The sequence below is a fragment of the Paenibacillus profundus genome, assembly GCF_021369635.1.
Taxonomy (GTDB): Bacteria; Bacillota; Bacilli; order Paenibacillales; family Paenibacillaceae; genus Paenibacillus_B; species Paenibacillus_B profundus.
Genome location: NZ_JAJNBZ010000037.1, coordinates 13,207 through 27,505 on the forward strand (window position 1 = coordinate 13,207; position 14,299 = coordinate 27,505).

Annotated in this window: 10 protein-coding genes and 2 riboswitches; of the genes, 1 reads left to right on the top strand and 9 read right to left on the bottom strand. The window is 50.8% G+C overall.

Translation table 11 applies throughout. The annotated features are described in order from the left end of the window. Positions 1-176 precede the first annotated feature (176 nt). On the bottom strand, positions 177-1,052 hold the full coding sequence (locus LQV63_RS26700; protein ID WP_233698959.1) for an AraC family transcriptional regulator: 876 nt from the start codon (positions 1,050-1,052) through the stop codon (positions 177-179). A 21-nt stretch (positions 1,053-1,073) separates the two neighbouring features. Further along, a complete protein-coding gene (locus LQV63_RS26705; protein WP_233698960.1) occupies positions 1,074-2,180 on the bottom strand; it encodes a C45 family autoproteolytic acyltransferase/hydolase in 1,107 nt (368 codons plus the stop codon). Between the two features lie 210 nt (positions 2,181-2,390). Here LQV63_RS26705 and LQV63_RS26710 point away from each other — a divergent pair, with 210 nt between their 5' ends. Further along, a complete protein-coding gene (locus LQV63_RS26710; RefSeq protein WP_233698961.1) occupies positions 2,391-3,266 on the top strand; it encodes a LysR family transcriptional regulator in 876 nt (291 codons plus the stop codon). Between the two features lie 292 nt (positions 3,267-3,558). Here LQV63_RS26710 and LQV63_RS26715 read toward each other — a convergent pair whose 3' ends face one another. From LQV63_RS26715 to LQV63_RS26740, 7 genes are all read right to left on the bottom strand, one after another. Continuing rightward, positions 3,559-5,883: a universal stress protein gene (locus LQV63_RS26715; protein WP_233698962.1), complete on the bottom strand. Its 2,325-nt coding sequence runs from the start codon at positions 5,881-5,883 to the stop codon at positions 3,559-3,561. A gap of 142 nt (positions 5,884-6,025) precedes the next feature. Beyond that, complete coding sequence (gene kdpC, locus LQV63_RS26720) at positions 6,026-6,631, bottom strand: potassium-transporting ATPase subunit KdpC (RefSeq protein ID WP_233698980.1); 606 nt, start codon at positions 6,629-6,631, stop codon at positions 6,026-6,028. Positions 6,632-6,656: 25 nt separating this feature from the next. Next, on the bottom strand, positions 6,657-8,690 hold the full coding sequence (gene kdpB / locus LQV63_RS26725) for a potassium-transporting ATPase subunit KdpB (RefSeq protein ID WP_233698963.1): 2,034 nt from the start codon (positions 8,688-8,690) through the stop codon (positions 6,657-6,659). A gap of 59 nt (positions 8,691-8,749) precedes the next feature. Continuing rightward, on the bottom strand, positions 8,750-10,429 hold the full coding sequence (gene kdpA / locus LQV63_RS26730; protein ID WP_267934210.1) for a potassium-transporting ATPase subunit KdpA: 1,680 nt from the start codon (positions 10,427-10,429) through the stop codon (positions 8,750-8,752). Positions 10,430-10,468: 39 nt separating this feature from the next. Further along, on the bottom strand, positions 10,469-10,588 hold the full coding sequence (gene kdpF, locus LQV63_RS32185) for a K(+)-transporting ATPase subunit F (protein WP_407672970.1): 120 nt from the start codon (positions 10,586-10,588) through the stop codon (positions 10,469-10,471). Between the two features lie 212 nt (positions 10,589-10,800). Next, positions 10,801-10,966: riboswitch (cyclic di-AMP (ydaO/yuaA leader) on the bottom strand. Positions 10,967-11,061: 95 nt separating this feature from the next. Further along, positions 11,062-11,255, bottom strand: a riboswitch (cyclic di-AMP (ydaO/yuaA leader). A gap of 946 nt (positions 11,256-12,201) precedes the next feature. Next, the gene (locus LQV63_RS26735; protein WP_233698964.1) at positions 12,202-12,621 is read right to left on the bottom strand and encodes a hypothetical protein; all 420 of its coding nucleotides are present in this window, start codon (positions 12,619-12,621) and stop codon (positions 12,202-12,204) included. Between the two features lie 281 nt (positions 12,622-12,902). Next, on the bottom strand, positions 12,903-14,240 hold the full coding sequence (locus LQV63_RS26740) for an MATE family efflux transporter (RefSeq protein ID WP_233698965.1): 1,338 nt from the start codon (positions 14,238-14,240) through the stop codon (positions 12,903-12,905). Positions 14,241-14,299: the final 59 nt, after the last annotated feature.

Consider the following 14,299-nt stretch of genomic DNA (forward strand, 5'->3'; position numbering starts at 1 on the left):
ATGTGACTTATCCTCGTCGTTATCTCTTCTGACTGTATGGGAGAATGGAGATAAGGGCCATTGTACGGCAGCCCGACTTTTTATCATTTTTATAATGAAAGAAAAACCTGGCCAAGTGGCCAGGTTTGGCGGTATTCCTATTCAAGTTGAGCGATGACATGACATAATGAATCAAGCTACCTCACCGGAATATAGATCCAGATTACGGACTCCTCGTTCTCTGTTCCGCGGAAATCGTCCCCATACATCTCAAAATCATCACGATTATCCAGTTCGTATGACGTACTGTACAACCATGTTCCCCAAATGTATTCGTAACTGTCCCTTAGCAAGGCAGTCGGCCCTCGGTGCCGGAACACCGCGTATTTTCCACATTGAATCGTATATACCAACATGCCGGAAGGGATATCGCCGCATTCAGCGCATTCAAAGCCGACGAATTGCGTAAACTCCGTATCTTCCGTCAAATCGTGCACCGGCATCGCGTCCATCGCCTGACATATGCCGTAGGCGGTACCGCCTGCGCCTGCATTCGTCAACTCCTGCCGCCGCCGAACGAGCTCGGACCACATCAGCGGAATGCGGTTGTCGCGTAAATTCGTGCGTCCCTGCAGGCCGACAAGGGAAATCGCGGTTGTCAGCTCAGTAAGTTCCGGTTCAATGCTGATGTTATCGAAACGGTGCTGCAGCCGCCGACCGACAAGCGCCCCCTTCTCATTGACGACAGGACGAGCGCTTTTGCGGCGAAATCCGTTCGGGGTGAAACCGAACACTTTCTTGAATGCCCTGCCGAACGCCTCCTGCGATTCGAATTGATAATCAAGCGCGATGTCCAGAATCGGCCGCTGTCCAGCCAATAGTTCCAGTGCCGCTTCCGTCAGCCGCCGCCTGCGAATATAGTCCCCGATCGTCTCTCCGGTCATCGCATGAAAGATACGGTGAAAATGATAGTAAGAGACATGTACGGATCGCGACACATCTTCTGCAAGAAGCGGCTGCTTCAGATTAGTCTCAATGTACTGAACAGCACTTTCTATCAAGGACAGATCCATGCCGGCGCCTCCTTTTTTTCGTTATACTAGCTTCCAGAAGTCGGGACCTGCCTCCCGATGCTCCACCTGTACATTCACCTTCGTAAAAGGAAGCTGTTCCCCCATCCGTAAAGTATACCACGGGTTCATGAGCGGCGAACCGAAGCAAACGTCCAGCGAACGTTCCTCAAGATCAAAGAGGACGGAATGCAGCGTGCCGAACCATTGGCGGTAATTGTGCACGGTCAGGCCGTGCGGATACTCAGTCTCTACCATCGCTTTCAAGTCTTGCTTGCCAACCGAATCCTGCTTCTCGAGCATGTCATTCAACAGTCTGTGACGGATGACGGAATGGTTCAACTTGCGCGGTTCGAGCCGTTCCACTTCCGCAAACAGAGGATGGTTCGTCGCAGTAACATACGGCTGACTGGAGCTCCCGTCCGTGTCATGCACCGCCAGCTTGCCATCGAACGTCTCGATGAGCGCAGCCGCCCCTGACGGATCTGCTATAATCAGGTTCATGTTCGAGGCGATTGGCATGTCCCGAATCGCATCCACCGCTTCTGCCGTGCTCCGGCACTGCTCCAGCACCGTGCGCACGACTGCCCAGAACTGCAATCCGCGCACCTTCGCAGGCCGCATGCCCTGCACTTCACCTACTGGCTGCCCGCAAGCCGAGAACGTGACGCATAGACCATGCTCGTTCATGCCTTCGGTGCGCCCGAACAACGATGCGGAGAATCCTGTATGCCGATATAGACCTTGAATGTCCGTATAGCAAAGCCGCATATCCGTAAGCTCCGGCGATAAATCATAATTGCGCAGCACGTAAGTCCGGCCGTCCGCCGATTTGCCCGGCAGCACGGCGCAATGACTGCAGCCCGCTTGTATGTCTGTGCCCGCATAGTAGGCCATCCGCCCGGGTTCCACGCCAATCGCTTCAGCTGCACCGTGAATTTCGTCATTAATGCCTGGGCAATACTGGTCCAGTAGCTTAATCGTCTCACGCAGCCGCGGCTCCGGCAGGCGCTCCGGCAATACCGCCATGCGCATGAAGGCCGATTGTTCCACAGCGAACACTCCTTGCTGCCTGCCTGCTTCCTCACTTGTGCCTTTCAGCTGCGTAAAATAACCGGTTATCTCTTTCATCCTATCTCCTCCTATTTCCTACTCAACAAGATATCTTCATTGTATAAAAACAGGCTGAGACTGTTTGGACAGTTTTTGCTATTTTGCCGATGCGAGTTGTTATATAGGAAAAACATATATTATATTAAAAATACGAATGAAGAGGATATGAAAATACATGAAATAGGTCAGTATGGCGCGGTTCATGCGCCAAAGGGAGGCATCAGCACAATGGACATTAGACAATTGCGCTATTTTATTGCGATTGCCGAGGAGCGGCAGATTACGGCTGCGGCGAACCGGCTTCATATAGCCCAGCCCCCGCTCAGCCAGCAGTTGAAGCAAATGGAGACCGAGCTCGGCGTAACGCTCGTGCTGCGAAACGGAAGGGCTCTGGAGTTGACGGAAGCGGGGCGGTCACTGTATCGTCATGCGCTGCACATTACGAAACGGATGGATGAATCAGCGGCAGAAGTGAAGGAAATCGGCAACGGTCTGCGCGGTCAGCTGACGATCGGCGTAAACACGCTATCGAATGTCCGGCTGCCGGCGCTCCTGCGCGCCTTCAGGGCGACCTGCCCGAACATCACGTACTCGATCCGGCAGAACGAATCGGCCCAGTTGTGCAGCATGGTCAAGGATCGGACGCTCGAGCTCGCCATCGTCTGGCTCCCGCTTGAGCTGAGCGATTTCACCGTCCTGCACTTGCCGGCCGAGCCGTTCTATTACCTTACTTCGACACCGCCCGCATCCGGCTCTGCATCCGTGACGTTCGAGGATATCGCGTGCCAGCCGCTTATTCTGCCGAGCACGCAGGGACTTGGGGTATATTACACGATAATGGAACAGTTTGCACGCCGACAGCTGACGCCAGACATCGTCTGCGAATGCTCTGATATTGCGATGTTAATGACGTTGGTGTCATCCGGCTTCGGAGCAGCCGTCGTACCCGCATCCGTGTTGCGCCTGCAGCCATTCTCCGGCATTCATTCGCTGGAGATCGAAGGATCACAGCCTGCATCCTCCGCGCTCATCTGGCTTAAGGATCATTATGTCTCGAAGAGCGCGCGCAGCTTCATCGAACTGTTGAAGAACACGCAGGAATAAGGAGTAACAGCTTTCTTTCGGAACTCGCCATAGACGGTTGATGCAGCGCCATATCCTTCACTTGTCCGTCTGTATCTGCCGCTCTAACTGCAGGCTGGAAACCAAGCGGCAGCAGTTGGCTTAGCATAAGCAGCACCGCCAACCTTGCTCCAATTCTTCGTGGAACCCTCCCTCGCCTTTCATGCCACTCACCTTTCCCATGTGGAGTAGTAAAGCGCATTGTAAGCGCTCGCGGTTAAAGATAAAATGGTATTGCCGAAAGGTAAATTTGTTATTTTCAGATGGGTTGTGTTTATTTGTGATTTGGGACAAAATCGGAAACGACGAGCACATCCATATGGCGGGCTGAACGAAGAATCGCACCCACTACGGATCGGCGCAGCAGCGTATGCAGCAATCCGCGTTGCGACTGGCCGATAATGATTTGCGTGCTCTTTTTTTCGTTGGCCTTATTCAGCAGCAGCAGCGGAATGTTCCGCGGAGAATGGGTCACATGCGCTTCGAATGTTCCGCCCAGACGCTCAGTCAATGCTCTCAAGCTGTCCAGGCGCGCATGCAGCGATTCGGGAATGCTCATCTCGTCATGGACATATGTGACGATCCATTCCGCCTTCAAGCGATAGGCAATGCGGAACCCTCTCCGGATAAGCCGTTCCGCATTCGGGCTGGCTGTCACGCCGACGAAGATGACCTCTCGTCTTCGCCATGGACCGCGCAAGGAGTCGTTGCGATCCCAAGACTCCAGCTTCTCATCGACGTCGTCCGCGATTTCCCGCAGCGCCAGCTCGCGCAGTGCGATGAGATTGCCGGTCTTGAAAAAGTGGTTCAACGCTTGATCCACCTTGTTCAGCGCATAAATCTTCCCTTCCCTCATGCGCTGCTGCAGTGATTTCGGCGCTACGTCAATCAGCTCCACCTCGTCTGCCATATTCAAAATATTATCCGGCACCGTTTCCCGAACCCGGACCCCGGTAATTTGTTCGATCGCGTCGTTCAAGCTTTCCAAATGCTGCACATTGACCGTAGAGATGACCGAAATGCCTGCGTCCAGGATGGCTGATACGTCTTCGTACCGTTTTTTGCGCTTGCTTCCCGGCACATTCGTATGGGCCAGCTCATCGACCAGCACAACTTCGGGATTGCGCCGGATTATCGCTTCTGTATCCATCTCTTCGAGCTCAAATTCGCGATAACGCACCTGTTGACGCGGAATCGCGCACAGATCTCCCACCTGCTCCATCGTCTCTTGACGTTCATGCGTTTCCAGAAGACCGATGACGACATCGATCCCTTTGCGCAGCAAATCGTTCCCTTCGCGCAGCATTGTGTACGTCTTTCCAACACCTGGGGCCGCGCCAATATATACTTTAAACGTCCCTCGCTTCATCTGTTTAATTTTTTGCTCCATTTCTTTATTGCTCAGCCTGCGGTACCAATCGCGTTCCGACTCCTGATCATTGCGCTTCGTGGGAAGAATCCGCTCACCTTCCTTATTCGAGCGGTCAGCTACGAAAAAAACGTCGATGTTGTGGATTCGTGTCAATACATTGTTGACGATCGAACCCCGCCAGAACTCTTGCCAAGGCGTCTGCTTCGAATGGCCGATAACGATACGCGTGGCGTTATGCTCCATCGCGTACCGGACCAGCACCTTCGGAATGGCTCTGCGTGAAGGCACATGCAGTTCTTCGAATGAGGCCCCGATTTTGTCGGTCAGCTTCAATATAGAGCGCTTGAATGCTGCCGCGTCCTTCGTGAGCGGCCGCTGCGGATTCACAAGGGATACAACCCATAGGTCGCCATTCAATCGCTTGGCAATCTGTTGTCCGCGGCGGACATGAATGGAGCCGTTCCAATAGTACTGGGCAGATACCAAAATTCGTTCAGCCGTGCCGGAAGGCCCTGCCAAGCCTAACTGTTCCCTGTGCTTCTGCAGAGACTCATTCACATCTTCAGCTACAAGTCTGAGTGCCAATTCCCGCAATTTACCCAAGTTCCCGCGCTGGAACAGCGAGGCATCGGAATGATATCCTAGATTGCCTTCAGACACCCTCGTCAAAATCGTCTCCGGCGTGACGTCAATCAATCTCACTTCGTCCGCGAGATTGAGCACATCCGCCGACACCGTCTCCTCCACCGCAATGCCGGTCAAGCGGCGGGCGATCTCTGTCGCCCCTTCCAATTCATACACGTTAACTGTAGTGATGACGCTGATTCCGTGCTGCAACAAATAGCGAATGTCTTCTTCACGTGTCGCAAACGGGGCACCTTTGCGGTTGCGGTGAGCCAGGCCATCGGTCAGCACGACTTCCGGATTCCGTTCGATGAGCGCATCCACGTTCAAATCTTTGCGTTCCACGCCGCCTTTGTGCCAGTGCATGCTCGGTATCCGTTCCAAGTCGCCGATTTGCTCGATCGTTTCCGGTCTTTGATTCGTAGATACAGCGCAAATGACGATATCAATACCTTGCTTCTTCAACATCTGTCCTTCGCGCAGCATATGATACGTCTTCCCCGAGCCGCTGACTGGACCGATATATACTTTTAATTTCCCGCGCCGGATGTCAGAGATGGATGCAAGAATTTCCTCTGGAGTTCTACGGCGAAAGCTGTCCATTGAAGTTTCCCCTTTCCAGCAATTGTCCAAGTCGCAACTTTACAAATATTAATAAAAAAATCGACTGCGGTGCCCGCTCTTTATGCAGCGCCCTGCTCCACAGATGTGAAGCAGGGCGCTCAACCAAGTAATGGAAGCGGCTTTATTTTTTCATCATCTCATCTACAGCCAAGTTCAGCTTCAGCACATTGACCCGCGGTTCGCCAAAGAGGCCAAGCGAGCGCCCTTCGGTATGCTGCGCAACGATCTTGTCGAGCTCGGCTGCTGGAATTCCCGTCAGCTTGCTTATTCGTGGAATTTGCACTTCCGCCGAATCCGGAGTGATGTGAGGATCCAATCCTGAGCCCGAATTCGTAATCAAATCTGCCGGCAGCTCGCTTACCGGCACATCAGGATTGCTCTTCTGCCAATCCGCAACCGATTGCTGCACCCGCTTCACCAGTTCAGGATTAGACGGACCGTAGTTGTTCGATCCCGATGCATCCGCCGCATATTCAATGCTTGATACGCGTCCTTGGAAATAATGCGGGTCCGTAAATTTCTGCCCAATTAACTCCGATCCGATAATGCCGCCTTCCGTATTCTTGATGAAGCTTCCTTCCGCATAGCTGGGCATGAGGAGCTGCGCCAGACCGGTGCATACTAATGGATAAATAATTCCGCACATAATAATAAACAAAATGCCGATTCTGACAATCGAAAATAGATAAGAGCTTCCGGAAACGTCCGCTGCCGTTTCATTTGTCATTGGTTTCATCCTTTTTCATTCCTCTCTATATCCATAGATTTACGGCCATATCGATAAGCTTGATGCCAATGAACGGAACGATAATTCCGCCCAGACCGTAAATGATGATGTTGCGGCTCAACAGCTGCGACGAGCTCATCGGTTTATACGTTACACCTTTCATCGCCAACGGAATGAGCAGCGGAATAATAATCGCATTGAAGATTAACGCTGACAAAATCGCCGAAGTCGGGGAACCTAGTCCCATGATGTTCAAAGCCTCCATATGCGGAATTGCAAGTGTAAACATCGCCGGGATAATGGCAAAATACTTCGCCACGTCGTTCGCAATACTGAAGGTTGTCAGTGCGCCGCGCGTCATAAGCAACTGCTTGCCGATTGCGACCACTTCGATAATTTTGGACGGGTCGGAGTCTAGATCGACCATGTTCGCCGCTTCCTTCGCCGCCACGGTGCCGCTGTTCATCGCAAGTCCCACATCCGCTTGCGCCAAGGCTGGCGCATCATTCGTCCCGTCACCGGTCATAGCGACCAGCTTTCCTTCAGCTTGTTCGCGGCGAATGACCGCAATTTTGTCTTCCGGCTTGCTCTCCGCAATGAAATCATCCACGCCTGCTTCCCGTGCAATCGTGGCAGCGGTAAGCGGATTGTCGCCCGTGCACATAATCGTCTTGATCCCCATTTTGCGCAGCTGGTCGAACCGTTCCTTCATGCCCGGCTTCACCGTATCCTTCAAATAAATGATGCCGTACATGACATTGTCGACAGCGACTGCCAGCGGCGTGCCGCCCTCCCGCGCAACCGCGTTCGCTTTGTCATCCAAGTCGGCGGGAATGACACCGCCTTGCGCAGCCACCCATGTCTTCACGGCGTCAACCGCCCCTTTGCGCACTTGGCGTCCATCCAGCAAATCGATGCCGCTCATCCGAGTTTCCGCTTTAAATTCGATAAATTCGCCGCCTTCCGCAAGAGAGGCTTCATACGAAAGCTGCTGTTTCTTCATCAGCTCGATGACCGATCGCCCCTCCGGCGTTTCATCCTTCACCGAGCTGATCGCTGCCCATTCTGCTACTGCAGCGAGCGATTGGTCGCTGACAGGAATGAATTCGCTTGCCATCCGGTTCCCGAACGTAATCGTGCCGGTCTTATCGAGAATCATCGTATTAATATCTCCAGCCGCTTCCACCGCTTTACCGGACATCGCCAGTACGTTGAATTGGGTCACGCGGTCCATCCCGGCGATCCCGATAGCGGACAACAGCCCGCCAATCGTCGTCGGAATGAGGCAGACAAGCAGGGAAATGAGCACTGGAATTTCCAATTCGATTCCTAAATAATTCGCTATCGGGGCAAGCGTCACGACAACGATGAGGAAAATGAGCGTCAAGCTGATAAGCAACGTGTTCAATGCGATTTCGTTCGGCGTTTTCTGCCGCTTCGCCCCTTCGACGAGCGATATCATCCGATCCATGAACGATTCGCCCGGGTCACTCGTAATCTTCACCGTAATCTTGTCGCTGACGACCCGAGTGCCGCCGGTGACGGAACTGAAATCTCCGCCCGCTTCCTTGATGACCGGGGCCGATTCACCGGTAATCGCGGATTCATCAACCGAAGCCAGACCTTTAATAACTTCACCGTCACCCGGAATCATTTCGCCTTGCGCTACGATGACGATATCCCCTTTACGCAGTTCGGCCGACGATACAACCTTGATTCCATTGCCGACTACTTTGTTCGCGACGATATCTTTCTTCGCCTTCTTCAACGAATCCGCCTGCGCCTTGCCCCGCCCTTCGGCGAGGGCCTCTGCGAAGTTGGCGAACAGCACGGTAAACAACAAAATAAAGAACACGGTCACGTTAAAACCGATACGCTCCTCCGCGCCAAAAACTTCTGGCAAAAGCACCATGAGAAGAACGACGAGCGTTCCCAATTCAACCACGAACATGACCGGATTTTTCATCATGATTACGGGATTGAGCTTCTTAATACTATCTATCGCAGCTTGCTTGATCAATTCGCCGGTTAACAACGATTTTTTGTTGGCTGAGTTCATTTCCGTTTCACCTCATCTACTAGTTCCTGATCAAAAGGGATATTATTGAACAACCTCTACTATCGGAGTGTCAGATGTTCCGCAATGGGTCCCAATACAAGCACGGGCAAGAAGGTCAGTGCGCCGATAATGAACACGGTTCCGACGAGGATGGCCGTATACAGCGCATTGTCCGTACGAAACGTTCCGATCGTTTCTGGTATCCACTGCTTCTTAACCATCGAGCCTGCTACACCGAGCAGCGCAATAATCGAGATATACCGTCCGAACAGCATAACCAGGCCCGTAGAAATATTCCAAAATGGCGTGTTGTCTGCCAGCCCCTCGAATCCAGATCCATTGTTTGCTGCCGACGACGTAAACTCATACAGCACTTGAGAGATGCCGTGATAACCCGGATTGGTTATGGACCCCCTGCCCAAATCGGTCAGGAAAGCGATCGCCGTTGGAACTAAAATAATGAACGGATGGGCCAAAATAGCAATCGCCACCAGCTTCATTTCCCTGGCCTCAATCTTGCGCCCCAGAAATTCCGGCGTTCTCCCGACCATAAGACCGCACAAGAACACGCCCAGTATGGCATACATCAACATATTGACCAAGCCGACACCGTCTCCGCCGAACACGCAGTTCAGCATCATTTGCCCCAGCGGCACTAAGCCGCCGAGCGGCGTTAATGTATCATGCATATTGTTGACTGTGCCGGTCGTAGCTGCCGTCGTTACGGTCGTGAATAGGGCGGATTGGGCAATGCCGAAGCGCACCTCCTTCCCCTCCATGCTGCCTTGCGCAGCATCGATGCCAAGTGCGTTTATCGCCGGATTGCCTTGGCTTTCCGCATAATAGGCCAGCGACAAAAACATGAGAAACAGCATGCTCATCGCACCGAAGATGACCCACCCTTGCTTCTGATTGCGGGCAAATTTGCCGAAGGTGTAAGTCAATGCAGCCGGGATGCACCACATCGATAATATCTCAATCACATTCGTAAGCGGGTTCGGGTTCTCGAACGGATGAGAAGAGTTCACCCCGAAAAATCCGCCGCCGTTCGTACCCAAGTGCTTAATCGACACCAGCGAGGCAACCGGGCCCCGCGCAATTGATTGCACGTCTCCTTGCAGCGTTGTCGCCTGCACCGTAGCCCCGAAGGTTTGCGGAACTTGCAATGCAACAAGAATAAGCGTCACAACAACTGCGAGTGGCAGCAGTAAGCGCGTATGCGCCTTGACAAAGTCAACGAAAAAGTTGCCAAGCGTATTTCCTTTGGACGTAATCCCGCGAATAAAGGCGATGGCCACGACGATACCGGTGGCCGCTGACGTGAACATCATCATCATAATGACCGCCATTTGCGAGAAATAGGTCAGCCCGGATTCACCGCTGTAATGCTGTAAATTCGTGTTTGTCATAAAGCTGATAATCGTATTGAACGAGAGTGTCGGCTCCATATTGTCGATGCCGTTCGGATTCAGCGGCAGCAACTTCTGCACTCGCAAAATGATATATCCTAGCACGACCAGCACAATGTTGGTCAAAATCAAACTGAGCGTATATTTCTTCCACGACATGCCGGAGCGGTTCTTCAGACCCGCAATGCCATAAATGACATTCTCGAACGGTGTAAACAGCTTGTCGGTCCGGTTCGGTTGATTAGAGAACACATGGTACATATAGCTCCCTAATGGTTTGACAAGTAGAAGCAGCAGAATAAGAACCGCCGCAATTTGCAAAATCCCCATGGATAGGCTCCCCCTCTAATGTATAAGTCCGTCGTTCGGTTAAAATTTTTCCGGATGAATCAGCGCGTAAATTAAGTACAGGAACAGAAACACGATACAAATAGTGAGGAACATCATCGTTCGTTTCCTCCCGTTTGTTCGACAACTTTGCCGCACCATGCCAAAAATCCGCAGAACATGGAAAAGACAAGGGCTAGAGCAGCAATCATATATAGATCAGACATGTGACGACCTCTCTTCATTAGCATTGTTTTTAACACGCAATCGTGCTCTCACGCCCAAAAAAGGCAATAAAAAAGAAACCTGCGAGAAAAGGAACTTTCTCGTGGTTTCCGGGCACAGTCTATTAAACCGTGTCACACACGACGATCGTTGCCTCTCTCCGTACGCTTACGAGGTTAGCTGACGGATTCGGGCGCGAGAGTCGCCCTACCGACAGTGAACTGTCGGATTCACCCCGTGAGCTCGGTCAACTATGCGCCCAAGCTCGTTGGTTCCCCCGCTTTCTGCTTTACAGAAATTAAGCGATAAATTTGAAAAGGTACAAGCTATGATTTTCATTATTTTCATGGGAAGACAATAAAAAGCCACAGAGGCATAAACCCTGTGGCCGATTAATCGATCACGAGTCCTCATCCTCTCTCCTACGCTTACGAGGTTAGCTGACGGATTCGGGCAGTGAGAGTTGCCCTACCCCGGAATTAGACCCATGGAATCCAATTCCGCAGGATTCACCCCATGACCGTTCTCCGACTCTCACATCGGAATTCGATCAGATGTTGGTTCCCCCGCTTTCTGCTGTGCAGAAATTAAGCGATTCAGAATGCTGAACGGATAATTTAATTCATGAACGTATATTACGTCTCGGCAGTTACTTTGTAAAGCAGCCAAATTTCCAAAAATGACTAGAAAACGGCAGCTTTTGGTCTGCCAAAATCGATTTACACTTCTAAATCCATTTATCGCGTTCATTATCTCGTTCTTGCTCGGTATTTCAGAATACTTCCTCTATAGGGCGCATCATATGAGCACAGTCTCCCTTCACCCATTTTGCGCAGAAATCGTGATGCGGTTTCTGCATTTTCAGAAAACATTAGCTTTTCGAAGAAACAACCGTAAAATCGCGAAATAAACAGTTCCTATTTGTAAACAAAACCAATTTCCCAGCCGATTCGATGAAAATACACGGTTTTTTAACTGTTTTCACATTGTACAAAGCATAAAGGAAAGGAGTAAGATACGTGTCGTACACCATCATTCTTTCGATCGCTGAATTCTTGAAGCAAGGAGCGGGGGACCCATCAGGACCTTTTCTGACTTGGTTTAATCATTAGCAATTTGGAATTGTATCAAATATCTGTGTCGTCCGGACACGGATTGGAAGGCGGCTCAAGGCCGCTAACGTTGGTATTGAAAATTTCCTGCGCAAACGGCGCCGTTGGTTGGGGCAAGTTACTGTTTTATCATACTGCTCCGCACTTTGATCTCATTCACTGGTCGCGGCGGCTGGATCAGGTAAAAGGGAAAACTGTAGTGGAAGCATTCGAGCTTTTGGAGGAGATGAAGGGAACGTGGTGCTTTGAGAAAGTTCAGCTTGCAAAGCTCGCCTTAAGGGATTTACTTCCTCTGTCCAGACACCGTTTCTGTCCAAAGGAACGCCTCTTAATGGAGAGATCGCAAGCCTATTATTGCATTATCTGAATGAGCTGCGGATAAACAGCGAAAGCCCCCAAAATTGGGGGCCGTATGTATATTTGAACTCAATGAATAAGTCAGGCTGCTTGCTCCGCAAAAGAAGAGGCCGAGTATTTAAATGCGAGATAACCGAGGTAAGCATATACAGCTACAGAGATCAGGGAATTAACACTAATGGCCATAAAGGGAAACAAAATCAGAACGGCTTTCGCCCAAAGGCCATACGGCAAATACTTGATATCGCTGGATATAAGCGTCAGCCATACTCCTAGCAGAAAGGAATAACCGGCAACCGCGCTTAACGGAATCGTATAAAACATAAAGTCCAAGACACCATAGCTGGAATAGGGCAGCACCTTGAACAGTAAAGCTTGAAGAAACCCGACTCCTATCCCGCCAAATAATAAATACAGCCTAAAAGGCGAAAGAACTTGAATAAATGAAAAGGACAACAACCAGGTTCTCAATTCACGAATTGCATTGGAAAATTGCTGCATCGACAAAGACCTCCTTATGATTGCATATCGGCCGGTACCGGCGCTGCTTCTTCGGGAAATTGATGTCCGCATCCCGAACAGAACCGGGTATCTAACGGTACGACTTGGCCGCAAACGCAATCTTTTTCATCGGACGACTCTTGTGTATCCACGACCTGCATTTGTATTGCGCTTTTCGTCATACACTCAAATAATTCAACAGGACTTAAAGCACAAAAAAAAGGATAAATGACAGGTATTGAAGCCGAAGTGAATTACCTCATTTATCCTTATGCATGAATTTATAGAGAAGCGCCCTTATCGCGAGCCGGACGGACAGGCGTATTTCCCGAATTGACGACAATCATGACGATTGTCAACTCCGCCGCCACTCCTAGCGATTGGGCAAGCGCACCGATCGTGCCGTTCCATCCAGGCGTCATCCAGACACATAAGATGAGAGTCGCAATCGTAAGAACGACGTTCCCCATTTGAGATCTCATCATCATTTTCGTCTGTCCGCGCATCATGATGATTCCGTTGCCATAGTCGATCCACGGAAAAATGAAGCTGTACAGCATGAGGACCCGCAGCGTATCTAGGCTCGCACGCATCAATTCCTCGTTCGCCCCCATCACCTGCGTCAATATCCATGATCCAATCGGTGTGAAGCTGAGCAGAGCCGTCAGCAACCCGGGAAGAAAGGCGAGTGTAAACGCAAAGCGTTTGACTTTCCTGCTATCCTTCGCATAGAAATTGAGCACGATCTGATGCAAATACGTAAAAAAACTGAGCACAAGCAGGTTAATGCTGCTCGCAAGCGCAAACGAAGCAACCGCAAGCTGCTGTTCCTCCGTTTTCCCCAGCATGGCATTGATAGATGGTCCGATCAGAACGGCAATAAAGGATGAATATAATAGCGGCTTATAGAATTTGAAAATATGGGATCGGTTCGTAATGGCGTGACCTTCCACCTTATCGGGAATGCTATGTCTCAACAAGTTGCGTCCCTCCAACCAAGCGACCAGACATTCTATAGCCATCCCCGACAAAAAAATGATAGCTCCAGCCTTGCCGCTGTTCACACCCGTCCGAATAAAATACAGCGACAGACCATACATGGCAGCCAAACGGATTATCATCCCGATGGTCAGCCACTTCGTCCGCATATTATAAATAATGATGCCATGATATAAGCAGCGGATTCCCGAAAATATACTGACGAACATTAATATCCGGTATACACCAAGCGTCGGCTCTAAGGCTGCCTCCTCCACGCCGAAGAAGTGGCGAAATACGACCGTACCGAGCGGAGTGTATGCAATAATCGTGTTGAGCAGCATAATGCAGGCCAACACATAGTTGCTGATTGAGGTCATCGCCCGGAAAGAATTCCGATCCCGAACCAAGGTTGAGCAGGTCTGCCTAAGCAGAATGCCCGGCCGCTCCGTCAAGCTGTACAGGCTCAATGCGATGGCATAGGTAGAAATAATAAATTCCGGATTCGGTGACCTTGCAAGCGTACTGTTAATAATAACGTGGGATACCGTAACAAGAGTAGAAGAGAATCCTAAGGGCAGGAAAAAGGCAAGCATCTGCTTATACGTTACGGGATGTTCAGATATCGAGCTGTCATTCATGTTGTGTCCTCATTCAATATGATCGATTTGTAAAGCCTGAGTTCTAGTATACTGAACGC

Coding starts and splice junctions, on each gene's coding strand:
- LQV63_RS26700 (WP_233698959.1), bottom strand. CDS start 1,052: ATGGATCTGTCCTTGATAGAAAGTGCTGTTCAGTACATTGAGACTAAT.
- LQV63_RS26705 (WP_233698960.1), bottom strand. CDS start 2,180: ATGAAAGAGATAACCGGTTATTTTACGCAGCTGAAAGGCACAAGTGAG.
- LQV63_RS26710 (WP_233698961.1), top strand. CDS start 2,391: ATGGACATTAGACAATTGCGCTATTTTATTGCGATTGCCGAGGAGCGG.
- LQV63_RS26715 (WP_233698962.1), bottom strand. CDS start 5,883: ATGGACAGCTTTCGCCGTAGAACTCCAGAGGAAATTCTTGCATCCATC.
- kdpC (WP_233698980.1), bottom strand. CDS start 6,631: ATGACAAATGAAACGGCAGCGGACGTTTCCGGAAGCTCTTATCTATTT.
- kdpB (WP_233698963.1), bottom strand. CDS start 8,690: ATGAACTCAGCCAACAAAAAATCGTTGTTAACCGGCGAATTGATCAAG.
- kdpA (WP_267934210.1), bottom strand. CDS start 10,429: ATGGGGATTTTGCAAATTGCGGCGGTTCTTATTCTGCTGCTTCTACTT.
- kdpF (WP_407672970.1), bottom strand. CDS start 10,588: ATGGTGCGGCAAAGTTGTCGAACAAACGGGAGGAAACGAACGATGATG.
- LQV63_RS26735 (WP_233698964.1), bottom strand. CDS start 12,621: ATGCAGCAATTTTCCAATGCAATTCGTGAATTGAGAACCTGGTTGTTG.
- LQV63_RS26740 (WP_233698965.1), bottom strand. CDS start 14,240: ATGAATGACAGCTCGATATCTGAACATCCCGTAACGTATAAGCAGATG.